Source organism: Metaclostridioides mangenotii (genome assembly GCF_017873185.1).
Classification (GTDB): domain Bacteria; phylum Bacillota; class Clostridia; order Peptostreptococcales; family Peptostreptococcaceae; genus Metaclostridioides; species Metaclostridioides mangenotii.
Genome location: NZ_JAGGJX010000002.1, coordinates 212,060 through 236,200 on the forward strand (window position 1 = coordinate 212,060; position 24,141 = coordinate 236,200).

General features: G+C 28.8%; 19 protein-coding genes. 14 read left to right on the forward strand and 5 right to left on the reverse strand.

The features are described from left to right. Positions 1-47 precede the first annotated feature (47 nt). A complete protein-coding gene (locus J2Z43_RS07100; RefSeq protein ID WP_209456540.1) occupies positions 48-344 on the forward strand; it encodes an ATP-dependent DNA ligase in 297 nt (98 codons plus the stop codon). A gap of 115 nt (positions 345-459) precedes the next feature. Here J2Z43_RS07100 and J2Z43_RS07105 read toward each other — a convergent pair whose 3' ends face one another. The 3 genes from J2Z43_RS07105 to J2Z43_RS07115 all read right to left on the reverse strand — a co-directional run bounded on the left by J2Z43_RS07105 (position 460) and on the right by J2Z43_RS07115 (position 2,052). Beyond that, positions 460-714, reverse strand: a complete 255-nt coding sequence (locus J2Z43_RS07105; RefSeq protein ID WP_209456541.1) for a CatA-like O-acetyltransferase — start codon at positions 712-714, stop codon at positions 460-462. A gap of 171 nt (positions 715-885) precedes the next feature. After that, complete coding sequence (locus J2Z43_RS15145) at positions 886-1,533, reverse strand: pentapeptide repeat-containing protein (protein ID WP_327786944.1); 648 nt, start codon at positions 1,531-1,533, stop codon at positions 886-888. An 87-nt stretch (positions 1,534-1,620) separates the two neighbouring features. Further along, positions 1,621-2,052, reverse strand: coding sequence for a MarR family winged helix-turn-helix transcriptional regulator (locus J2Z43_RS07115; protein WP_209456543.1), 432 nt, complete (start codon positions 2,050-2,052; stop codon positions 1,621-1,623). Positions 2,053-2,299: 247 nt separating this feature from the next. Here J2Z43_RS07115 and dinB point away from each other — a divergent pair, with 247 nt between their 5' ends. The 4 genes from dinB (at position 2,300) to J2Z43_RS07135 (ending at position 7,448) form a co-directional block, all read left to right on the forward strand. Next, the gene (dinB, locus tag J2Z43_RS07120) at positions 2,300-3,538 is read left to right on the forward strand and encodes a DNA polymerase IV (RefSeq protein WP_209456544.1); all 1,239 of its coding nucleotides are present in this window, start codon (positions 2,300-2,302) and stop codon (positions 3,536-3,538) included. A 55-nt stretch (positions 3,539-3,593) separates the two neighbouring features. Next, positions 3,594-3,737, forward strand: a complete 144-nt coding sequence (locus J2Z43_RS07125) for a hypothetical protein (RefSeq protein ID WP_209456545.1) — start codon at positions 3,594-3,596, stop codon at positions 3,735-3,737. 260 nt (positions 3,738-3,997) lie between these two features. Next, on the forward strand, positions 3,998-4,897 hold the full coding sequence (locus J2Z43_RS07130; RefSeq protein ID WP_209456781.1) for a sulfite exporter TauE/SafE family protein: 900 nt from the start codon (positions 3,998-4,000) through the stop codon (positions 4,895-4,897). Positions 4,898-6,068: 1,171 nt separating this feature from the next. Next, positions 6,069-7,448, forward strand: a complete 1,380-nt coding sequence (locus J2Z43_RS07135) for an amino acid permease (protein WP_234926215.1) — start codon at positions 6,069-6,071, stop codon at positions 7,446-7,448. A gap of 597 nt (positions 7,449-8,045) precedes the next feature. On the opposite strand, the gene J2Z43_RS07140 is transcribed toward J2Z43_RS07135, so the two are convergent. Continuing rightward, entirely contained in the window at positions 8,046-9,236 is a 1,191-nt protein-coding gene (locus tag J2Z43_RS07140; protein ID WP_209456547.1) for a coenzyme F420-0:L-glutamate ligase, read from the reverse strand. Between the two features lie 118 nt (positions 9,237-9,354). On the opposite strand from J2Z43_RS07140, the gene J2Z43_RS07145 reads away from it, so the two are divergent. From J2Z43_RS07145 to J2Z43_RS07180, 9 genes are all read left to right on the forward strand, one after another. Next, the gene (locus tag J2Z43_RS07145) at positions 9,355-10,260 is read left to right on the forward strand and encodes a LysR family transcriptional regulator (protein ID WP_209456548.1); all 906 of its coding nucleotides are present in this window, start codon (positions 9,355-9,357) and stop codon (positions 10,258-10,260) included. A 426-nt stretch (positions 10,261-10,686) separates the two neighbouring features. After that, entirely contained in the window at positions 10,687-11,397 is a 711-nt protein-coding gene (locus J2Z43_RS07150; protein WP_209456549.1) for a LytR/AlgR family response regulator transcription factor, read from the forward strand. After that, on the forward strand, positions 11,391-12,203 hold the full coding sequence (locus tag J2Z43_RS14775) for a hypothetical protein (protein WP_234926135.1): 813 nt from the start codon (positions 11,391-11,393) through the stop codon (positions 12,201-12,203). Before J2Z43_RS07150 ends, J2Z43_RS14775 begins: the two co-directional genes overlap by 7 nt. A gap of 137 nt (positions 12,204-12,340) precedes the next feature. Continuing rightward, positions 12,341-12,724: an ATP-binding protein gene (locus J2Z43_RS14780; protein WP_234926136.1), complete on the forward strand. Its 384-nt coding sequence runs from the start codon at positions 12,341-12,343 to the stop codon at positions 12,722-12,724. A 179-nt stretch (positions 12,725-12,903) separates the two neighbouring features. Then, positions 12,904-15,480: an ABC transporter permease gene (locus J2Z43_RS07160; RefSeq protein ID WP_234926138.1), complete on the forward strand. Its 2,577-nt coding sequence runs from the start codon at positions 12,904-12,906 to the stop codon at positions 15,478-15,480. A gap of 65 nt (positions 15,481-15,545) precedes the next feature. Beyond that, positions 15,546-16,214, forward strand: a complete 669-nt coding sequence (locus tag J2Z43_RS07165; protein ID WP_209456550.1) for an ABC transporter ATP-binding protein — start codon at positions 15,546-15,548, stop codon at positions 16,212-16,214. A gap of 336 nt (positions 16,215-16,550) precedes the next feature. Then, positions 16,551-17,996, forward strand: coding sequence for a DEAD/DEAH box helicase (locus tag J2Z43_RS07170; protein WP_209456551.1), 1,446 nt, complete (start codon positions 16,551-16,553; stop codon positions 17,994-17,996). Positions 17,997-18,369: 373 nt separating this feature from the next. After that, positions 18,370-19,992 carry a glucosyltransferase domain-containing protein gene (locus J2Z43_RS07175; RefSeq protein ID WP_209456552.1) on the forward strand — a complete coding sequence of 541 codons (1,623 nt, stop codon included), beginning with the start codon at positions 18,370-18,372 and terminating at the stop codon, positions 19,990-19,992. Between the two features lie 616 nt (positions 19,993-20,608). Then, on the forward strand, positions 20,609-23,482 hold the full coding sequence (locus tag J2Z43_RS07180; RefSeq protein WP_209456553.1) for a cell wall-binding repeat-containing protein: 2,874 nt from the start codon (positions 20,609-20,611) through the stop codon (positions 23,480-23,482). Positions 23,483-23,631: 149 nt separating this feature from the next. Here J2Z43_RS07180 and J2Z43_RS07185 read toward each other — a convergent pair whose 3' ends face one another. Then, positions 23,632-23,796 carry a tyrosine-type recombinase/integrase gene (locus J2Z43_RS07185; protein WP_330617474.1) on the reverse strand — a complete coding sequence of 55 codons (165 nt, stop codon included), beginning with the start codon at positions 23,794-23,796 and terminating at the stop codon, positions 23,632-23,634. Positions 23,797-24,141: the final 345 nt, after the last annotated feature.

Genomic DNA, 24,141 nt, shown 5'->3' on the forward strand with positions numbered 1-24,141 from the left:
GCTTAAAATTACTTACCATTGTCCATACTAACTTAAGAGGTGATTGTATGGATATATTCGATGAAAAAGGTATCAAACCAATGTTAATAGCGGAAATGCAAGAGGCGTTTGACTCACCAGATTATATATTTGAATTAAAGTTGGATGGAATTAGATGTATTGCATATTTAGATAATGATAGTACAGATTTAAGAAATAAAAGAGATTTCAAGTTGATTTCGAGATTTCCAGAACTAGACCAGTTACATAGATATGTTAATGAAAAATGTATTTTAGATGGAGAACTAATAGCCATGAAAAATGGAGTACCAGACTTTTACGAATTGCAAAGAAGAATTTTATAATCTAACCCTCCTATATTTTAGTACACAAAAATACAAAAGCGTCTTAGATACCACTTATAATAAGTTATATTTAACACACTTTTGTTATCTCTAGCTAAATTATATTATTAGTAATTTAAACATACTTCCCCGTTGTTATCATAGTTGTTAGTTGATTTCCAGAGTCATTTGTATTTGAAGAAAAATGTTCAAAATGTATCCATGGTATTGAGGAGACGTTGAATACATTTGGAGGTAAATCAAGTTGGGGTAATATCCTTGTTACATCCACTTTAACTGTAATTTCGATAGTGGTACCTACACTCATAAAATATTGAAAGTATTCTGACCTGTCAAATTCATTAATATCTATTATTTTGTATTTTTCCATAAACTATTCCTTTTTTCCTGCTACGCCACTTGCTGATTAAATGAACTCTGGTCGCATAATTGTAATAAACATTGATAAATTTCATATAAAAACACCCATTTAAATCTTGTTTCCTCTACAAAAAGTATATTATATCCCCTTACAGGAGGGTCAATCTTTGTAAAGAGGCAATTATCTTATTATTATTCTTAATAGTCTACTAATTTCTAGTGCTTGAAGTGGTGTAAAAATTGCCCCTTCTACATCTTTTAATAATACATCCATTCCTTCTATGTTTGAGCTTGTAAAATCAACATTTTTTAAATTTGTTCCACTAAATACAGAACTAGTTAAATTGCTATTTTCAACTGCCATAGACTCATTTTTAACTTCTTGAAAAATTGCGCTTTGACAATCACAACCATCAAATAAAACGTCTCTAAATTTTGAAAATGCGAAATTGGAATATCTACATAGACTATCTTTGAATTTTACGCTCTTAAGCACAGAATCATGGAATATTATACCTGTTAATTTACAGTTGATAAATTCAATTCTATAAATCCCACTTTCTGAAAAATTTAAATTAGATAAATTACAGTTTTCAAATACAACATCTGTCATATCAACTTTTCTAAAATCACAATTTTCAAAATCAACACCTTTAAATATACATGAACTAAATTTAACTCTTACTTTTTCTATATCTCTAATATAAAGATTCTCTATTATTGCATCTTCTACTAGTTCATCATTATATATGTAGCTGTAAAGCTCATCTTCATATAAATTGTTAATTGCACTAGTTACTATTGGCTTTTTTAATCTTACATTTTTAATTTTTAATCACACCTTTATTATTTTTTATATCATAAATGTTAGACTTCTAACAATATATTTATAAATTTCTTTATTATTTTCATTAAATTAAGGTAAGTTTTCTTCTATTTGCGTAAGCAAGGCATTAAGAAAATTAACTTCATTCGAACTTAATCCATCTAAAATTGTGTTGTTTAATTCATCAATTTTATGTTGTATATGATCTGCAATATTTATTGATTTATCAGTCAGAACCAATTTCTTTAAACGACAATCCTCTTGTACATTCTCCCTAAGAATGAAACCTTTACGCTCTAAACTTTGCAACAAACTTGTTACTGATGAACGACGTATATTAAAAACCGTTTCAATATCTCGCTGAAATACATCTCGGTATTTTCCTTTTGTATATACAAAATGAAGAACTGCTGCCTGTGTACCCGTAACCCCACTTGCAGCAAAAGCATCGTCAAACATATGTCTGAGTTTTCGGTTAATAATCCAAAACTTCCTACTTATTCCTAACTTATCAAAATACATATACACCCTCCTTTCGTTAGACTTCTAACATATTATAACTTTATAAATATGCGAATGTCAAATAATATCTTTGAGACAACCAGTTTTAAAGGTAATTAGAGAAGATAAATTACCAAATGAGTGTAGAGAGCTAGAGTAAATACTAGCTCTTTTTTTATAACATTAATTACCGGTATTATTTCACTCGCATAATGAATATAATAGAACATAAGTTCAGAACAACAGTTCTGTTATATGAGGTGATTTTATGGAAAGAGTTATATTACATTCAGATATGAACAACTTTTATGCTAGTGTTGAATGCTTGTATAATCCATCATTACGAGATAAGCCTCTAGCAGTTAGTCCACAGGGAGATAGTAAATATGGTATTATACTAGCGAAAAACTACAAAGCTAAAAAATATAAGGTTCAAACTGGTGATCCAATTTGGCAAGCCAAGCAAAAATGTCCAAATTTAGTAATTGTTCCAGCAAACTATCAGCAGTATCTTAGATTTTCAAGATTGGCGATAGATATATATAAAGACTATACAGACAAAATTGAGAGTTTTGGATTAGATGAATGTTGGCTTGATGTTACAGAGAGTGCAAGATTATTCGGGGACGGAGAGACTATAGCTAATCAAATTAGAGATAGAGTAAAGAAGGAACTAGGGCTGACTGCATCTGTAGGAGTTAGTTTTAATAAGATATTTGCGAAATTAGGTAGTGATATGAAAAAGCCAGATGCTACTACTATAATAAAGAAGGAAAACTTCAAAGAAAAGATTTGGGGACTACCAGTAGAAGATCTATTAAATGTAGGTCGATCAACAAAAACGAAATTCTTAAAATACGACATAAACACTATAGGAGATTTAGCATATACAAAGCCAGAGTTTTTAAAGAAGACTTTAGGCAAAAGAGGTGTAGAACTTTGGAGCTTCGCAAATGGATACGATAATTCTCCCGTAAGTTTTTACAACTCTAGCTCGGAGATAAAGAGTATAGGCAATTCTATAACTCTAAAAAGAAACTTAACAACCGATGAAGAGGTTAAGATCGTGCTTTATAAACTTACAGAGAGTGTAACAGAGAGGCTTAGAAAGCATGGTTTTGTATGTAGTACAGTACAAATAACTATTAGAAATAGTGATTTAGAGTGGTATGAGAGACAAGGAAAATTAACTATTCCATGCTATACCACAGCAGAGATATTTGACAAGGCATTTGAGCTATTTAAAAAACATCACCAACCTTTTGTGCCTGTAAGAAAGCTAGGGGTTAGAGCATGTAACTTGTCCACATCTAACTATGTACAATTGAGTTTTGGCGATAATTTCAAGGAAATAGAGAAACATGAAAAGATTGATAATACTATAGATAAGCTTCGTTATAGATTTGGACATTATGCAGTCCAAAGAGGCATTGCTCTAGTAGATACTGAGTTATCACATATAAATCCCACGGAAGAACATGTAATACACCCTACAGCATTTAGATAACGCAATTGTAAATATTTTCCTATATTTGCTATAATATATATAAAGGGAGTATATTATGGACTTAACATTGGCTTTAATTGGAATTTTGGGTGGCATTATAATTATATTTTTAGGATATGCAGCTAATAGAGAAGATGAAAAAGAGCTAGAACATTTAAAAGAATTACTAGGCATGGGAGCAATAACTGAAGACCAATAACCCCCCAACCAACTTAAAATAATATGGTTATATAGATAAAAATATAATATATATGATACAAAAATATATGTGAATAGCAAAACTTAATATAGACTCCCCTTACTGTTTTAAGTGGAAACTGGTATATAGCCTTTCAAATGTTAATAAATAGTAAAGTTTTTGAAATAATAATAGATTGGACACAATATGATATTATTTATGTTATAATATTAAAAATTGATAAGATTTAAACAAATCTGAATATTGGAGGAGCAAAAATGATACTTACTATTTTAAGAGCAGCACTTGTGGTATTTGGAGGAATGCTAGCTATAGTATTTGGCACAGACTACAAGAATGCTAGACAGAGAGGAGAAATAGAAGAAAACATTAGCTTCGGTAAGGGTGCTGTAATTGGATTTTTCACTAATTTAGGAGATACACTGGGAATAGGATCCTTTGCGACGTCTATTGCATTGTTTAAGGGACTTAAGGTGAATATACCTGATAAACTGATTCCAGGTACTCTAAATGTATGCCATGCCATTCCAATAATATTACAGGCACTGATATTCACAGCGGTTGTAGAAGTAGATCCGCTGACTCTGATAGTATTAGTCGCAGCGGCAGTAATAGGATCTTATTTGGGAGCAGGTATTATCTCAAAAATGGATGATAGAAAGATCAAGATTGTAATGGGAGTTGCCCTTGCAGTAGCTGCTGTATTGATGCTTTTATCACATCCATGGGTAAATATGATTCCAGGAGGTGGAGATGCAACAGGGTTGACAGGAGCTAAGCTTGTTATAGGAACTGTTGGTAATTTTATTCTCGGGGCATTGATGACTGCTGGGATAGGTCTTTATGGGCCTTGTATGGTGATGGTTTACTTCCTTGGAATGTCGCCAGCGGTTGCTTTTCCAATCATGATGACATCATGTGCGTTGCTTATGCCAGTCGCAAGTACGAAGTTTATAAAAGAAAATGCTTACTCTAGAAAACTTTCTCTTCCGATAGCATTTGGAGGAATATTCGGAGTAATAGCGGCGGTAATGTTTTTCCAAGGGATATCTTTAGATGTGCTTAAGATATTAGTTATTTTAGTAATAACTTACACATCAGTGACAATGCTTAGAGCTGGTCTTAAGAAGCCAACTTCTGAAAATACGAAGTTGTTGTAGAATAAAGGTATCGGTGTTTTGACTTATAATTTCCTATTTACCATTAACACCTTTAAAATATATATCTGAAGGTGTTTTTGGTATGAAAATAAAAATAATTGTGTATAATATGTACACAGGATTATGGGTTCACGTAATCGTGTTTCTCCTTACATTTTGCATTATGTATTATATATCATGAAAAGGCATCGCTTTATGTGGTGTTTTTTTATTGTCAATTTTGGGGTAGATAAGACTATCCCTTTAATCTGGGTATCTATAACAAAAAAAGGATATACAAGACGAGTTGACTCTACTGATAAAAAACTATCTGAAAGATTAAGAAGGATAAGAGCAGATAAATAACTGCTCTTATCGTAATGACTACCTGTATTATTAAGTTTACAATCAAAATATAATAGAACATATATTCTGAACAAACTGGTCCTCCTATTCCAGTTGGAATGGTAGACATATGCACTTTGTTGACGAAGACACTACAATTAATGATGAACATCGACATGAATTCAATTTACTACTTTAATAGACAATCCGATAGGAGATTAGTTACAAGCATTTATTTTTCAATGCTATAGGACATATAAAACCCACTTGTAAACATTCAAGTGGTTTATTTTATGAAGTGAAGAAATGACTACGCTATAGACAGTGGAGCAAGCTAAAGACTAGAGAAATTACCAGACTATGTAACAGAGTTAGTAGGTAAGGACTTAAAAACTTACGAGTTAATGGTTAAATATTTAAAAGATAGAAAAATAATACAGTGAGTAAAGTTAGAATATTCGATTAATTTAAAATAATTACTTTTTTATTAAATAAAACAAATAATATTGAAATATTTGTAGAATATAACAGAAAATTAACGCAAATCTAATAATAATTTTACATATTCTATTTTTTTTAGTATTATAATGAATTTAATTGAAAGAATTTGTCGAATAATATGAATTTTGTATTTTTATAGATATTAAAGATATACAAACATTTGCATGCAAATGACAATAAACTAAAAATTAGTAGCGTGGTTAATAAATTTAAAGGAAACGTTATTATACTTAACAGTTCATAAAACACTTTATATAGCTTTGTATTATGAAAATTTGTATTAGAAGGAGGGCAATGAACAAAAAATTTAAAATGATTAACAAAGGAGAAAAAACTTGTGTCAATAATGGAGAAAAAAGTAATCGATGTCGTTGAAATTGAAAAAAACAAAAAAGATCCTAGTCTGAGATCTATGGGTGCACTCGATATAACATTAATGGGGGTAGGGGCAATAGTTGGTTCTGGTATACTTGTTTTAACAGGTGTAGTTGCTGCTACTACTTCAGGGCCAGCAGTTATATTTTCATTTCTTTTAGCTGCTTTTGTGTGCGGTTTAGTGGGATTGTGTTACGCTGAAGTTGCAGCTACAATCCCAATATCAGGTAGCGCTTATATATATACGTATGCTTCTATGGGTAAATTAGTTGGTTATTTAACTGGTTGGCTATTAACAGGGGTTTATATGACCTGTGTTGCTGCTGTTGCAAGTGGTTGGACAGGATACCTATCAAATTTACTAAATGGGGTTGGTATTATTATTCCTGAAGCTTTAACGAAAGTTCCAGCTGATGGAGGAGTGGCAAATTTACCTGGAGCAATAGCTATTTTACTTGTTACAATTATGTTATCACAAGGAACAAAAGAGAGTAAAAAGTTTAATAATGCTATGGTTGGGATTAAAATATTTGTGATATTATTATTCTGTGTAGTTGCAGCATTTTATATCAAACCATCTAATTGGACACCTTTTGCACCATTCGGCATTAAAGGAGTACTCACAGGAGCTTCTACAGCTTTTTTTGCATTTATAGGTTTTGACATATTAGCAACTTCAGTTGAGGATGTTAAAAATCCACAAAAGGATTTACCAAGGGGTATGGTAGCAACATTAATTGTTTGTGCGATATTATACGTCGTTGTCTCATTAATAATGACTGGGGTACTTAAATATACTGAATTAAATGTTCCTGAGGCAATGTCATTAGTTTTAGAATCAGTTGGACAACATGGTGTTGCAGGAGTAGTTTCATTAGGAGCTGTTATCGGTCTTCTAGCTGTTTTATTTGCACTATGTTATGCAGTATCAAGAGTTGTTATGTCAATGTCTAGGGATGGTTTATTACCAACAAATTTATCTAAATTGAGTTCTAAAGATAGCCCAAACGTAATTATATGGGGGAATGGAATTCTTTGTGCATTAATAACAGCATTTTTTGATATTCATATCTTAGTAAATATTTCTAATTCGGGAATGTTAATAATTTATATGCTTGTTTGTGCTAGTGTTATAATATTAAGAAAATTATATCCAAATATAGAGAGATCTTTTAAAACACCATTAGTACCATTTATTCCAATATTATCTATACTAATCTTATTATTTTTATTTGTTAGGCTACCATTTGTTGCATTTATACCACTGGTTGCTTGGCTTGTTATAGGATTAATAACATTTTTCTTATATGCAAATAAAAATAGTAATAAAAAGCATAGTTGTAATAAATAATATTTAAATGAAACAATAGGTTGTTGCAAATATATGAATTTATATATAGGTAAAACTTAACTACCTATTTATAGGTACATATATTTGATTAATATAATTAATGGTATAAAACAGCAGAGCTTACTATAGTAGATGTAGCAAATTATAAATCTTATACCACGAAAACCATATTGATAAAATAAGTCATTACATAAATTTATAATTTATAAAATACTAACAAAAACATAAATTGAAAATAGAGAAAATATTTTAAATTAAAATTTAATCAGTTAGAGAATATGTTCTTTAACCAAATGTCTATTTTATGAATTCTATTGTTTGGTGGTAAAAGTTATCTTTTGAATTTATATTACTATTTGTTTAAAATCAAAAGTGATTAGAGTAATCCCATAGGGGGAAAATTTATGTCGAGATATAATCGTGGATATGATTGTTGAGAATCGTCTCCACCATTAAAATCCACGATAGAGATATCGTGGATTTTTACTTTATAGATATAAATTAATTATAAAATTATTTACACGGCTGATTATTTGAATAACTAAAAAAGGAGCTACCACTAATTAATTTTTAAACGGTAGCCACTTTTATAATTTATTACTTTGTGTAATTATCAAAATAACCTTGGATGAATATAATAGGAGTTCCCTTATCTCCACTTCCTGAAGTTAAGTCAGATAATGATCCTATAAGGTCAGTAAGTCTTCTTGGAGTAGTACCTTGTGATTCCATAGCTCCAACTAAATCTGATTCCTTATTTTTAATATATTCTGATATTGCCTTATTAAGCTCTTCACCCTTTAAATCAGCGAAGTTATTATCAGCAAGATACTTTAATTTTATTTCATTTGGAGTACCATTTAAGCCTGATGTATAAGCTGGTGAAACAACTGGGTCAGCAAGTTCCCAAATCTTACCGACTGGATCCTTGAAAGCTCCATCTCCATAAATCATGACCTCAACATCTTTTCCTGTCTTATCTTTAAGAATAGCTTGTATATTATCAACGATAGGTTGACAGTTACGAGGGAAAAGCTTAACTGTTTCTTCTGTTGATTTGTTTGAACCTAATAGTCCATAAGCTTCATTAAATCCACTTCCATCAATAGATTCACATAATATATTATCAAGGCTATAGATCTTTTCTCCACCATTTGTTTTTAAAATTTTCTTAGTTCTAAATCTTGTATGAATATCACAAGTAAGAACGCTCTTTGTATAATTTAAGATAGTTTTAGGATTGTTTGAGAATATTACTTCACACTCAACTCCATATTCTTGAATTAAAGATTTATAATAATCAATGTAATCAACACCTGTGAAAGCATGCTTATTATACCCAAACAGATTACGGAATTCTTGCTCTGTTAAAACATCTGTCCAAGGATTAACGCCCTTATCATCTAATATATCTAAATCAACAAGATGATTTCCAACTTCATCAGATGGATAGCTTAACATTAATACTATTTTTTTAGCTCCCTTTGCTATACCACGAAGGCAGATTGCAAAACGATTACGACTTAAGATAGGGAATATTACACCAATAGTATCGTCACCAAATTTAGATTTAACATCCTTAGCGATATTATCTATAGAAGCATAATTTCCTTGAGCACGTGCAACTACTGATTCAGTTACAGTAATTATGTCCTTATCATTTATAGTAAATCCTTCAACTTCTGAAGCTTTAAGTACACTTTCTATAACTATATCCTCAATTTTATCGCCTTCTTTTATGATTGGACAACGTAGTCCCCTAACAACTGTACCAATAACTCTTTCCAAAATAATCTCTCCTAACAATTTAAAATTGATTTCAAATATTTAATACTATTGTAATATACACCAATAAATGATATAAGTAAAATAAATATAATGAATATATGATATAAGGAGTGCTTATATGGTTACTAAATTAGATTTATATAAGGTGTTTTGTCAGGTAGGAAAAAGTAAAAGCTTTACAAAGGCATCAAAGGCTCTTTACATGACACAGCCAGCAGTAAGCCAAGCGATAATGCAATTAGAAGGAGAACTAGATATTAGACTTTTTAATAGAACACCTAAGGGTGTATCCTTAACTAATGAGGGGAATCTTTTATTTGATTATGTAAATTCAGCAATTAATATAATCAATGCTGGAGAAGAAAAAATATTAGAATTTAAAGATTTAACTGTGGGAGAGTTAAAGATTGGAGTAGGAGATACTATATCTAAGTATTTTTTACTTCCATATTTAGAGTTCTTTCATAATAGATATCCTAATCTTAAGTTTAAGATTATAAATGGTACTACCTTAGAGCTTTGCGCCTTAATTAAGTCAGGAGAAATTAATATTGCAATCTGTAATTTTCCAATTGATGATCATTCATTAGAATTAATACCTTGTGGAGAGGTTAGAGATATTTTTGTTTGTGGAGAGAAGTATAAGGATTTATCAACGGAGAAAATTTCATTAGAAGAATTGGTAAAATATCCTTTAATATTCCTAGAACCTAATTCAAACTCAAGAAAGTATGTGGAAAAGTTCATGCTATCCAAGGGGATAAAAATCTCTTCAGATTTTGAACTTGGATCTTTTGATTTATTATTGGAGTTTGCAAAGATAAATTTAGGTATTGCTTGTGTAGTAAAGGAGTTCTCAGGGGATTATTTAGAAAAGGGATTATTATATGAGGTTAATATTTCAGAAGAGATACCTAGTAGAAGCATTGGTGTTTGTTATTTAAAGAGCGTTCCACTTTCATTAGCTTCTATAAAATTTATTGAGATATTATCTTCTGCTAACCCTTCATTAAAAATTAAATAAAGTATGCGTTTATTATATTTAGATTAGAGAGAGATAGAGTCGATGAGAAAAAAATAATCCATTTTATAAAATAATTAATAAGCGAGATTACATGTACGTGGAAGTAAACTCAGGTAGAAAATTTATATATAGAAATTGTGGGTATTATTTTCGTGAATCGTCTCCACCATTTAAATCCACGAAAACCATATTGATGTAATAGTCAATATGGTTTTTTATATTGAAATTCATTGTAAGAGATTACTATAAAGAATTTTTTATTAATTAATCTATATAAAAATACTCAAAGAAATAAAAAGTTAGTTTATAATTATAAGTAATAGAAAATTATTACTACAAAGTAATGGAAGGAATATAAAATAAATAAGTGTATATCATAAAAAATTAATAAATGAAGCAATATAAATGGGTATGAGGTGAAATTAAGTGATAAAAATAGCAATATGTGAAGATGAAAAAGAACAACAAGATCTGTTAAAAGTATATATAAATCAAATATTTGAGGAACTATCTATTAAATATAAATTGGAAATACTTAATTCAGGAGAAGAATTACTTGAAAACTATTTAAAAGATACAGACATACTTTTATTAGATATACAAATGTGTAAAATCAACGGAATGGATACTGCAAGAAAAATTAGAACGTTAGATGAGGATGTAGAGATTATATTTATTACATCATTAATAGAATACGCCCTAGAAGGTTATGAGGTAAGGGCTTATAGATATTTAATAAAACCAGTGAAATATGAGAATTTAAAAGAGAATATAATAAATTGCATGAAAGAAGTAGATATAAAAAATAAATATATTATGGTAAAAGAACAAGGAAATCGAATTAAATTAAATATAAGTGAAATAACTTATGTAGAAGTGCAAAAAGAAACTATAACTATACATACTTTAAAAAAAGTATACAAAATAAATGGAACAATGAGTAATATTGAAAAGGAGTTAGATTGTAGTAGATTTTTTAGATGCCACAAGAGCTTTTTAGTTAACCTAGAGCATATTAAAAGTATAAAACAGTATGCTGCAGTACTTGAAGATAGTGACGAAGTACCTGTTAGCAGGTATAGGTTTAAGGAGACAAAAGATAAATTTTTTGACTTAATAGAGGAGAAATTATGTTAGTAAGTATCTATATTTTAGCTGTTTTAAATATGCTAATGTTTATATTTTCATTTTTTATGCTAATGAATAAAAAAGGTTATGTCTATCAATATAAATTTGAGAGTAGATATATACTTACAAGTATATTCTTAATTTTTACAATTATAAGGGGATTAGGATTTGGAACAACATCTCTGCAACAGATACTATGGATGTTTTTAACTATATATTTGATTTGTAAAATTTTTTATGAAGTTAATACAAGAAAATCTTTTGTAACTTCATTAATATATAGCTTAGTTTATATTTTAGTAGGATGTAGTATTTATTGGTTTGTACAAATTTCAATTATAAAAATAGATTATATAATTGAAATAACTCTTATAAGTAGTGCTATTATTTTTTTGGCTAGCATCCATTTTTTTAATAGATTAGAGGATATCTATAAAAATAAGAAATATTATTTATACATTGCATTAACCACTATAATTAATTTACTAATAATTTTATTTATAAATAAATCATTTACAGATGCAGCTACTTTATATGATATGGTAGGTAAAAATAAAATTGCTCATTCTTATGTTTCAGAGATGCTTAGATTTTCAGCATCTATAAAAGAGACATTTCCTTATCTTTTACTTATAGTAAATATATTATTAATATCTATATTTTTAAATTCTGTAAAATTAGAAAAAGAAAAAGCTAAAGCAGAGTTTGTAAACGAAAAATCAGATATGCAGTATAAATACTATTTTACGGTCAAGGAATCACAAGAAAAAATGAGACAAGTATACCATGATATGAATAGCCATATGAAAATATAAAATCATTAAAAAATAGTAGTGAAGATGTAAATAAATATATTAACAATATAGAAGGTGAAGTAAAAAGTACTAAAAATATTTATAATACAGGAAATTTACTATTAGATATTATCTTAAATGAAAAAAGCAAAGCCTGTATGGAAAATAATATAGATTTTAATGTATGTATAGATTTTAGTAAATGTGAATTCATAGAGATGATTGATATAAGTAGCATATTCTCAAATTTAATAGATAATGCAATAGAAGCATGTAAGAAAATTGATGATAATAATATAGATAAATATATAACTATAAAAAGTACTTTTATAAAAGGGTACTATGTAGTTAGATGTGAAAATAGCAAGATAAATAAAGTAATAATAAAAAATAATAAGATTTTTACTTCTAAAAAAGATAAATTTCTTCATGGAATCGGTCTTGATAGTATAAAATCTTCAATAAAAAAATATAATGGAGAATTAAAAATTAAGGATAGTGAGTCTAAGTTTATGGCTACTATTCATATACCAGTTGAGTAAAAATTTAATATGATTATTCATTTAATAAAATTGCAAGTTTGGTTTAGTATGCTAGTTGTCGGTGAAAAAATACCACTTGTCGGATTTATATTGAAGCAAAATTTTAGAAATGTTACCTTTTATACAAAGAAGGTAGCATTTTTTTGCGAGGATTTAATACAAGAAGAGGAGGCAAAGTTTTGACTATATTTAAACTAGCAATATCGTATATGAAAAAACAAAGAGGAAAAACAGTAGCACTGCTATCAAGTATTGCACTTTCAGTAATGCTTATTTTCTCAATGATTGTAATTAGGGACTCAGGATATGATTCTCAAATACAAGAAGCAAAAAATTTGCATGGGGACTATCAAGTATGGTTTGAGGGAATTGATATAGGTAAAGCAAGAGAACTAGAAAATGATAATGAAGTTAAAAAATCAAGCAGAGTTAAATACTTTTGTGAAGCAGTCAATAAATCAAGTGGTGTTAAATTTGATTTGAATTCATTTGATAAAGATTTTATAGATTCTCTTAACTATAAGATGGTGGGAAGAAGTCCAATAAGAGATGGAGAAATAGTCATAGAAAAAGAAACGGCTGATCAGATAGGAATAAATAATCCATTAAATAAGAATATTGATTTAATGTTGATGAATAAGTACGTTGATGATAATGAAGGAAATAAAATTGAGAGTGTTAATAACACATTTAAAATTGTTGGTGTTATTGAAAAGCCAGATAGATATTATAGTTCTATATCTGGTGCAATTGGAGGAACTGAGACTCAAGCCTTTATATATAAAGACTCAAAGCTTTCATTAAAAATTGAAGATACCTACAAAGGAACAATATTTCTTAAGTCAGAAAAAAATGCATCTAAGTTTTTAAGTAAAATGGAAAAGAAGCTAAATCTTAGTTGGGACTATTTACATGAAAATACGGAAGTTAGTGCAGCTAATCTATTTAAGTATATATCTACTAATAATAAAGAAAATCTTCAAAATATGGTTCTTTTAGTTTTTGTATCTGTTCTTGTAATATACAATATTTTTAATATTATACTACAAGATATGACAATAGAAATAGGTCTTATGAGAGCAATTGGTATGTCTAAAAAGAAAATAAAAAGCATGTTTGTAGTATTAGGCCTTATTTATATAGTTTTAGGTACGGTAATAGGTATATTAATTGGGATTATTTTATCATACGTGGGAGTTAGAGTAGTATATGGGTATAGTTCTATGCTGACTATAAATATGCAAAGTATAATTTATTCTTTTGTAGTTTCAACATTATCTGTATCTATAAGTAGTTTTGTAGTAGTTAGAAAAGCTATGAAGATGTCTATAATTGATTCAATAAGAAGCAGTGAGAAGTATGAAAGAAAATTAAAATTCAAAAAAATAAAAACAAATAGAACACAAGGAAGTATGATTATAAGTATTGCGATTAGAAATGTATGGAGAAATAAATCCAGAACTATTATAACAATGCTTGCAATTACCATGGTTGGAACCATGTTTATATTTAGCTTTGCAGTAAAAAGCACATTAAATACCAATATAGAAGCAGGAATAACTGGTGGAAGCTTTGGGATGTCATATGGAAGTGTAGATAAAACTGTAAATGGTAGTTACAATGGTACAGATAGTTTATTTTATAAAGTCGATAAAAATATGATAGAGAAGGTGAAAAATATAGAAGGAGTAAAAAGTGTAGAGCCTAACTTTTATAATCCTAATGGATATATTTTAGTTCCTAAAGATAAAATATCTAAGGCTTATCAAGATGAATTAAACAGACGAAACTCATTGTTTCAAGGGGAACAGAATAATGAATATACACTTCTTATAAGGGGATATAGCAATGAGTTATTAAATAGTAGAGCGTCATTTATTGAACAAGGAGAAAATTTGATAAATGCTAAAGAAGGGAAGTACAAAAAAGTTATATTAGTAAACAATACTCAATCACTAGTTACACACTCATTTGAAGCAAAGGTCATTGATGATGTAAAGGTTGGAGATGTTATAGATATAAAATTACCTGTATATAAAGAAGGTGTTAAAAAGTATGAAACATTTAAGGTTGAGGTTAGTGCTATTATGAAAGAAGTTTATGCAGCATCTCAAGATGGATATGTTGATGCAGCAGGTGCACAGGTAATATTTAGAGAGGATGACTATAGAGAGTTAACAGGTCAGAATGATTATAACAAGATTTATGTAATGACTCAAAAAGGTGAGTTATACCCAGTTGAAAAAAGATTAGAGAAACTGACAAAGGATTATGCCTTTTCATCAATTGGTGGAAAAGGTGAAGACATGAAATTTATTGGAGCACAACAAAGTTCAGAGGACAGACTTGCAGGAATATATCAGTGTTTACTTATACTTATACTTTCTGTAAATAGCATTTTTATTATGAGAAGCAATATTATTGCAAGAAGAAAAGAAATAGCAACAATAAGGGCAGTTGGAATGAGTATAAAAGATATAAAAAAGATACTAATAATTGAAAGTGAGTTTTATGGATTGGTAGCGTCTACAATAGGAGCTATAATTGCAACAGCTTATCATAACTGGGGGATTTCAAGAACGAATAAAACTCTTTTAGCAGGAGGATTTGAAAGGACTATAAAGCATAATATTCCTTTAGAACAAATAGTTATACTCTTTGTAATTTTTAGTATCATAGGACTTATTGCAGTGTATTTATCTAAAGATAAAATAGAAGGTACATCAATAACTGAGGGAATTTCACAAAATGATTAACAATATGGAATTCTATAAAAATATAAATATATCTAAACAGACGGATGATATATAAGGAGGCTATTATGAAAAAATTAAGAGCATTAAGTTTAAATAAATTATATGGAAAAAATGATAATGAGGTTAGGGCTATTAATGAAATAACTTTAGAAATAGATCCTAATAAATTTACAGCAATAATAGGGGCAAGTGGCAGTGGTAAAAGTACATTACTTCACTGCATGGCAGGACTTGATAAACCTACTTCTGGAAAAGTAATGATAGATGATTTAGATTTATATACTCTAAATGATGACAAGCTATCAAAGATAAGAAGGGAAGAGTTTGGATTTATATTTCAGAGCTTTAATTTAATACCAGTTATAAATGTTTATGACAATATAGTTCTTCCTGCCTCAATAAGCAGAGGAAAGATAGATAAAGAGTATATAGACGATTTAATAGTCAAGTTAGGAATAGAGTCTCAAATTAATAAATTTCCTAATGAATTATCAGGAGGGCAGCAACAGAGGGTAGCAATTGCTAGAGCACTTGCAAATAAACCTTCAATAATATTTGCAGATGAGCCTACTGGAAACCTAGATAGTAAAACAACTGATGAAGTTATGAGTCTTCTAAAGTTTTGTGTAGATGCGTATAAACAGACGTTAGTTATGATAACTCATAATGATGAAATAGCTAATAGTGCAGATAATATTATAAATATTAGTGATGGTAAAATAGTATCAATGTAATTATATAGAAGGTGTATTTTAATTAATTGAGAAAAATACTTTAAAATAGAAGATTTAATAGAAAAAGGGTAAGCAATATATAGATTGTAACAGCTAAAAAAATAAATATATATTATAAATAGGAATAAGCTAGATGGGGTGATTACTACTAACATCTAGATTATTTTTATATTAAAACAAGGAGATAGAGATTATACAAAAGAGTGTCTCAATTAATGGAAAGATCATTTTGAGGCACTACTTTTTTCTAATTAGGAGATATAGAATTTTTATGATATTATTTAGTAGTGAGGATAGATATAAAATACTACAATGGCATAAAGGAAGATAATATAAATGACAAAAACGAACTTTAAAGATTACAAACTGAGCAATGAAATACTAAAATCACTTAATATGCTAAACTATAAGATACCAACAAAAGTTCAGCAAGAAGTAATACCAGTTGCTCTAGAAAATAAAGATGTACTAGTAAAATCACAAACAGGAAGTGGTAAAACCGCAACATTCGCAATACCATTATGTGAACTAGTTGACTGGAAAGAAAACAAACCACAAGCACTAATACTAACACCAACAAGAGAACTTGCAATACAAGTTAAGGAAGATATATTTAACATAGGAAGATTCAAAAGAATAAAGGTACCAGCGTTATACGGTAAATCATCTTTTGAACTACAAGCAAAAGAGCTAAAGCAAAAAACTCATATAGTAGTTGGAACACCAGGTAGAACAATAGATCATATCAAAGAAGGAAACTTCACAACAGATAATATAAAATACCTTGTATTAGATGAAGCAGATGAAATGCTTAGTATGGGATTCTTAGGACAAGTCGAAGAGATAATATCAGCACTACCTGCTAAGCGTGTGACTATGTTATTTTCAGCAACTATGCCAGATGATATAGATTCATTATCAAAAAAGTATATGAAAGACCCTGTTACAATAGAAATTGAAGCAAAAACTTTAACAGTAGATAGAATACAACAAGATGGATATAGAGTAGAAGAAACAGGAAAGTTAAATTTATTAAAAGACGTAACAATAATAGAAAATCCAGATAGCTGTGTGATTTTCTGTAACACTCAAGTTAAAGTAGAATCACTGTACAATGAATTAACTAAACTTAAATATCCATGTGACAAAATACATGGTGCTATGGAACAAGATGAGAGAATAAAAGTAATGAATAACTTTAAAAAAGGATATTTTAGATACCTAATAGCAACTAATGTAGCTGCTAGAGGTATAGATATAGATAATATCACTCATGTAATAAATTACGATGTACCTGTATTAAGAGAAAATTATGTTCATAGAATAGGGAGAACAGGTCGTGCAGGTAAAGAAGGTAGAGCTATTACCTTTATTATGAAATCTGATGAAAGACGTATATTTGAAATATACTCATACACAGGCAAGGAATTAACAATGAAGGTGAAACCAAGTAAAAGATTTGTTATGAGCTTAAAGTCTGAATTTGATAAGAAGTTAGAGCAAAGACAAAAGGTTAAAGAAGATAAAGGTGCAAATCTAAGTCAAGAAATCATGAAATTGCATATAAATGCTGGTAAAAAAACTAAGATGAGACCTGTTGATATAGTTGGTACACTTTGTAGTATAGAAGGTATGAGTGCACAAGACATTGGTGTTATAAGTGTTCTTGATGTATCTACTTATGTTGAAGTACTAAATAACAAAGGTGATATGGTATTAAAAGCATTACAGACAAAAAATATAAAAGGTAGACTACGAAAAGTTACTAAAGCAGAGTTGTAATAAATATGCTTGTGGGTATTATTCCTGCGATTCATCTCCACCAATTTTAAAATTCAAATGACGAATATATTGAAAATGCTAGGTTGTGTAAAATTATCTCAATCTGTATTCATGTTGAGTTTTTTAAGTTCACCAATAAAGGACAACAACTTTCTGGCAAAGAAAATACGGTATCAACGGCAATATGAGATGAAAGCACTCACTCTTGAGAAAAAAAATATTAAAAAAACAATAAATAGCAAAATATGACAGTAAATTATAAGCTTTTAATGTAATATATATATGTATGCATGTTTACATACATACATACATACATACAACAAAATATTGGAGTAAAAGTTTGTTTTAAAAAACAGAAATTTTTGGAGGCGAAATGGAAGAAAAAGAGATTTATAAAGTAAAAGAATTTATTAAAGAAAAAAGCACTGTCTATTGTTTTTTTTCTTCAATATTCTTTGGACTATTATCATACTTATATTTTTTTGTAAATAATTTATATAACCATGATAGTATAACGAATACACCCAAAGGGTATGGAGCAGGTGCCAGTAGTGGAAGATGGTTTTTAAGTGTAATGGGTGATTTTGTAGGAGATAATTGGGGAAATTATAATATACCTCTATTTAATGGTACTTTAGCTATATTTATATTAGCGATTACTTGTTGTATAATTATAAAAATTTTTGATATAAAAAATAAATGGTTATGTGTTTTGGTAGGTGGTATTACTGTTGTATTTCCACCTATAGCTAGCGCAATGATATATTCATTTACAGTCGCATACTACACAGCAGCAATATTTTTAACTTTCTTGGGGATTTACTTAATAAAGGAATTTAAATTATTAGGATTTATAATGGGTGTGTTGTTGTTTTCCTTTTCAATAGGTATATATCAAGCATACTATCCTTTGTGTGGAGCGATATTTTTATTGATATTGATAAAAATGTGTATGGATTCTGGGACTACATTTAAGCAGATTATACTTACGGGGATTAAATTTCTGATTTCTTTGGCTATTGGATACCTACTGTACAATGTATTTTTACAATTCTACCTAAATGCAAATGATATGCAGCTTAGTAATTATCAAGGCATAGATCAGATGGGGCAAATAGATATCAAATCACTTCCAATGCAAATTAAGGAGATTTACAAATCAATAGGGGGGATAACTTTTAGGGATTATATGTCAATAAGTGCAACGAAAGTAATTCAAAACTCGTTTATAGGTATGTATATTATTAATTGTATAGTAATTGTACTTCACATAAAAAATCAATCAGTTAACAAAGAATCTGTACTTAAGCTTATTCTATTGGCAATATTTATTCTGATATTACCTATAGCTGTAAACTTTGTGATTATTATGGTTCCTAATGGCGAGATATACACTCTTATGCAAATGGGATTTGTCTCTTTATTTTATCTGACAATTTTATTGGTAAGCTCATTGCTGAATAATGAAGGTTCGTATGAAAAAGTTGCTACAGTCAACAAATCTAGTAGAGCTAATAAACTTAAGAGCTCTAATAAATATAAATTAAATAAAGTAGTGTTGTTTTTCACTTTATTTATAGTATTTGTATCTGTATTTAACTATACTTGGCAAAATAATGGTAACTATCGTTCGCTGTACTTTGAAAACAAACAGCTGGAAAACTACTATCAAACTTTAATGACTAGAATTAAATCTATAGAAGACTACACTCAAGATATGGAGCTTTATTTTGTTGGAGAAGATATCACTGACAAGACATTTGATAACGAGAGGTGGAGATATACGCCATTTAAATATGGAGGTAACTCCTCTCCATTAAATACGTATTCGAGAAAAGATTCTATAGAAAACTTTCTCGGATATAGATACATCCAATTAGAGAGCGATGACGAAGTATATAAAAGCAATAAAGAGGAGATAGAACAAATGGATTTATATCCAAACTTCGGTGGAATTAAAATTATAGAAAATAAAATATTTGTGAGATTTGAATAATAGATAAATAGTGTTTAGTAAATGTATAAAAATAATCTAATCAATTATAAAATAGAGTAGCTATTATGCTACTCTATTTTTTTACTTTAGTAGGATAGTCAGGATCACTAATATTTGTTTAGCGATTATATGACACTGGAAACTATTATAATTACAAAAATCACATGCTGCACACTGATTGACATAGCACTACCTATATAATATGATAATCATAATTCATTATGATTTAAAAAATGAGTGCGAAGCTATGAAATTTGAAGTTAAAGATCATGTTAAAGTAGTATTCAATATGGTCTTTTTTTGATTTACATATTAATAAATTAAGAGAAAATAAATATAATGTAAAATAGTACATAAAATGACAAAAATTTCTTATATACTATGGTAGTCTTTGTATAATACGAGAAGATATTTAATTTACAAGATGTGGTGGTAGCGATGTAGAGGCATAGTATAATTGCATTATTAGTTATGCAAAATTAGTGGGTTTATTTTTTGCGATTTGTCTCCACCAATGAAATCCACGAAAATACATTGACAACTTTAGATATAAAAATTATAACAAAAAGAATTTAATTAGTTTTATTGCATTTATTATAAATAGGGGGATGGTAACATGAAAAAATATAATAAAAATATGGCGATTATTTTATCGGGAGTAGTAATAGCTACTAATACACAAATCACAACGCTATCATATGCACTGGAAGATGATAAAAACCAAACTACACTAGAAAAAAGTATAGAAAAAAACGTACCACAGTCTTCTAATTATGTAAAACAAGAGATTGTAAAAGTAACAAACGAAGAAGAGTTAATAAAAGCACTAGAAAATCCAAATATAAAGACAGTAGAAATAAAGAATGATATAGTAATAAAAGATTCAAATCCTACACTAAGGATAGAAATAAAAGGAAATGAAAAAGAAATAAAAGGAAATGGATATACAGTAAGTAGTGGTGAAATATTTAATTTATTATTAAATACAAATACAAAAATAGATAATCTAAAGCTGAAAGAAATAGCTATAACGAGCACAAATAGAGAAAATTTACATATAGTAAACAACAGTGAAATAAGTAATGGAGAGATAACAGATTGTGGGAATATAACATTAGAAAATGTAAAAGTAAATCATACAATGATAAAAAGTAATAAAAACTTAGTTATAAATTCAAGTAAAATGAGCAAGAGTATAATTAAACATTTTGGAGATGGAGATGAAGTTGGAGAATTAAAGATAATTAATACTGAAATAAAAGAGCATCATCCGAGTAGTGGTCTAATTGCGCCGGGCGACCATGGAGGCAATAAAGCACCAATATATTTATATGGAGGTAATATAGAATTAGAAAATGTAAAGATAATAAACCCAGGTAGTAATGCAATATATGCAGCAGGAAGTAACTCAAAAGATATAACAGAACAAAAAATAAGAATAAAAGGAACGTTAGAGGTAGATGGTGCACAGAACGAGGCAATAGTTCTTAAGATGGAAGATGGTAGTAATAAAAATATACCTTTAGAGCTTTATATAGATGGAGATATAAAGCAAAAAGGGGATACATATACAGTGATAGCAGAAAATGAAGGAAAAAATATTAAGATATATTATGATGACAGAAAAATAGAAAAAGGAACTGACCTATGGTCAAATGAATATTACAATACTAAAAATAGAGAAGGGATTAAACCACCACTTCCTAGCTATGAAAATTCAATAGCAGTAGTAACAGATAAACGTAATTTACTAAGATCATTAGAAGATACAAATATAAAAACAATAGATATAAGAAATGATATAGATATAAATTCATCTATAGGCGAACCATTTAATATACATATATATGGAAATAAAAAAGAAATAAAAGGAAATGGACACACAATAAGAAATAGTACAGGAACAAATTGGATCAATATAGATACAAATACAAAAATGGATAATTTAAAGCTAGGTGGATGGATTTACACTGTAGAGGGGAAAAACTTAGATATAGTAAATAACAGCGAAATTAATGGTGCATCAATATCGTTGGAAGGAAATGTATTATTAGAAAATGTAAAAATGTATAATGCATCAATATCTGGTAACGGGAATCTAGTTGTAAATTCAAGTAAATTAAAAAATAGTAATATTTCAATCTCAGATTATTATGAAAATAAAGGTGGAATAGCGAAAATAATCAATACTGAAATAGAGGGTCATGGACCAATAAGTTTAAATGGAGGAAATATAGAGTTAGAAAATATAAAAATAACAAATCCAGGTGACCATGCAATATATGCAAAGGGAAGCAAGAAACTTGAAAGTAAGATAAGAATAAAGGGAACATTAGAGATCGATGGTGCAAAAAAAGAAGCAATAGTTTTAAAGAAAGGTGAGAATAGTAGTACAGAGAACCCAGTAGAACTATATATAGATGGAGATATAAAGCAAAAAGGAGATACATACACAATAAAAGCAGAAGATGAAGGTAAATATACTAAGGTTCATTATGATGATAGTAAAATAAAAAGAGTAACTGATAAATGGTCATATACTTATTATAGTACGAAAAATAGAGAAGGAAATGAACCGAAGTCTGTTGTATATGAAAATAAATTAGTTGGAGAAAATAGACATCAAACAGCTATAAAAGTAAGTAATGAAGGATGGGATGTAGCAAATACTATAGTAATAGTAAACTCAAATTCAATGACAGATGCACTTAGTGCAACACCATATGCAAATTGGTTAAATGCGCCAATACTTCTAACAGAAGGAAATAAATTAAATAGTGATACTAAAAAAGAAATATTAAGGCTTAAAGCAAAAGGAGTTCGTGTAATAGGAGGAGAGAGTGCTGTATCAAATTCAGTTATAAATGAATTAAAGTCCATGAATCTTAATGTAGAGAGGATAAGTGGGAATGATAGATACGAGACATCTTTAGAGATAGCTAAAAAATTAAATTCACCATCAGAAATAGCAGTTGTAAATGGTGTAACAGGGCTTCCTGATGCAGTAAGTATTGCACCAGTTGCAGCAGAGAAAGATATGCCAATAGTATTAGTATCACCAAAAGAAGGAATTAAAGCATTTGACCAATATATAAAAGATAACAATCAAAATATAAATAAATCTTATATTATAGGAAAAGAAGCAGCTATATCAAATAAAATAGCTAATAAACTACCAAATCCAGAAAGATTAGGTGGAATAGATAGAAATGAGACCAATGCAGTTATATTAGAAAAGTTCTATTCAAGTGAAGAATTAAATAACATATTTATTGCTAAAGATGGAATGAAGAAACCTGATGATTTAATAGATGCATTGTCAGTAGGTGTACTAGCATCTCAAGAAAAATCACCAGTAGTTATAGTAGGAAATGATTTAAATGATAAGCAAAAAAGCTTATTATCTAAAAAACAACCAAGTAAAATAACTCAAGTTGGTGGAAATGGAAATGAAAATGCATTTAATAAATTAGTAAATATGTTTAAATAGTAATTTTAGAGAGATTGCAATAGTGGGTATGATTTTTGAGAATCGTCTCCACCAATTTAAGAAATGAAAATTTGAAATAGTTGAAAACACTTACTTACAGCTGATGTATTTAAGTGTTTTTTATTTTTAAACACACACCTATACAGATTTTAAGCGAAGATATCGTTAATTTTATCTACTGCTTCTAACTTAGAATCTTTCATAACATGAGTGTAAATATCCATAGTTATACTTATATCATAATGACCCATTAAGGTTTGCACTGTCTTAGGAGGAACTCCTGCTTCAAATAAACGAGTAGCGTAAGTATGCAAAAAAGATTATATTTGTAAAAATGGAATGTTACGTCAAGATGATTTAATAGATGCACTTTCCGTTGAGGTTTTATCAGCTAAAAATCAATCTCCAGTTATGCTAGTATAAAAACAATTAGTTAAGAATGAAAAAATTGAAACCATAACTCAAGTTGGTAGAAATGGAAATGAAAATGCATTTAATGAACTAAAAGGATTGGTAAAATAGAAAAGAAATAGAGAGTCAGTGAGAGCTGGCTCTCTTTTTAATTTCCATCAATCCCCTGAATCTATCATTACGAGATAAACCACTAGCAGTAGGGACCCAAGCAGATTCTCGATACTGAATATACTTGCTAAAAATTT

Coding starts and splice junctions, on each gene's coding strand:
- J2Z43_RS07100 (WP_209456540.1), top strand. CDS start 48: ATGGATATATTCGATGAAAAAGGTATCAAACCAATGTTAATAGCGGAA.
- J2Z43_RS07105 (WP_209456541.1), bottom strand. CDS start 714: ATGGAAAAATACAAAATAATAGATATTAATGAATTTGACAGGTCAGAA.
- J2Z43_RS07115 (WP_209456543.1), bottom strand. CDS start 2,052: ATGTATTTTGATAAGTTAGGAATAAGTAGGAAGTTTTGGATTATTAAC.
- dinB (WP_209456544.1), top strand. CDS start 2,300: ATGGAAAGAGTTATATTACATTCAGATATGAACAACTTTTATGCTAGT.
- J2Z43_RS07125 (WP_209456545.1), top strand. CDS start 3,594: ATGGACTTAACATTGGCTTTAATTGGAATTTTGGGTGGCATTATAATT.
- J2Z43_RS07135 (WP_234926215.1), top strand. CDS start 6,069: ATGGAGAAAAAAGTAATCGATGTCGTTGAAATTGAAAAAAACAAAAAA.
- J2Z43_RS07145 (WP_209456548.1), top strand. CDS start 9,355: ATGGTTACTAAATTAGATTTATATAAGGTGTTTTGTCAGGTAGGAAAA.
- J2Z43_RS14775 (WP_234926135.1), top strand. CDS start 11,391: ATGTTAGTAAGTATCTATATTTTAGCTGTTTTAAATATGCTAATGTTT.
- J2Z43_RS14780 (WP_234926136.1), top strand. CDS start 12,341: ATGGAAAATAATATAGATTTTAATGTATGTATAGATTTTAGTAAATGT.
- J2Z43_RS07165 (WP_209456550.1), top strand. CDS start 15,546: ATGAAAAAATTAAGAGCATTAAGTTTAAATAAATTATATGGAAAAAAT.
- J2Z43_RS07170 (WP_209456551.1), top strand. CDS start 16,551: ATGACAAAAACGAACTTTAAAGATTACAAACTGAGCAATGAAATACTA.
- J2Z43_RS07175 (WP_209456552.1), top strand. CDS start 18,370: ATGGAAGAAAAAGAGATTTATAAAGTAAAAGAATTTATTAAAGAAAAA.
- J2Z43_RS07180 (WP_209456553.1), top strand. CDS start 20,609: ATGAAAAAATATAATAAAAATATGGCGATTATTTTATCGGGAGTAGTA.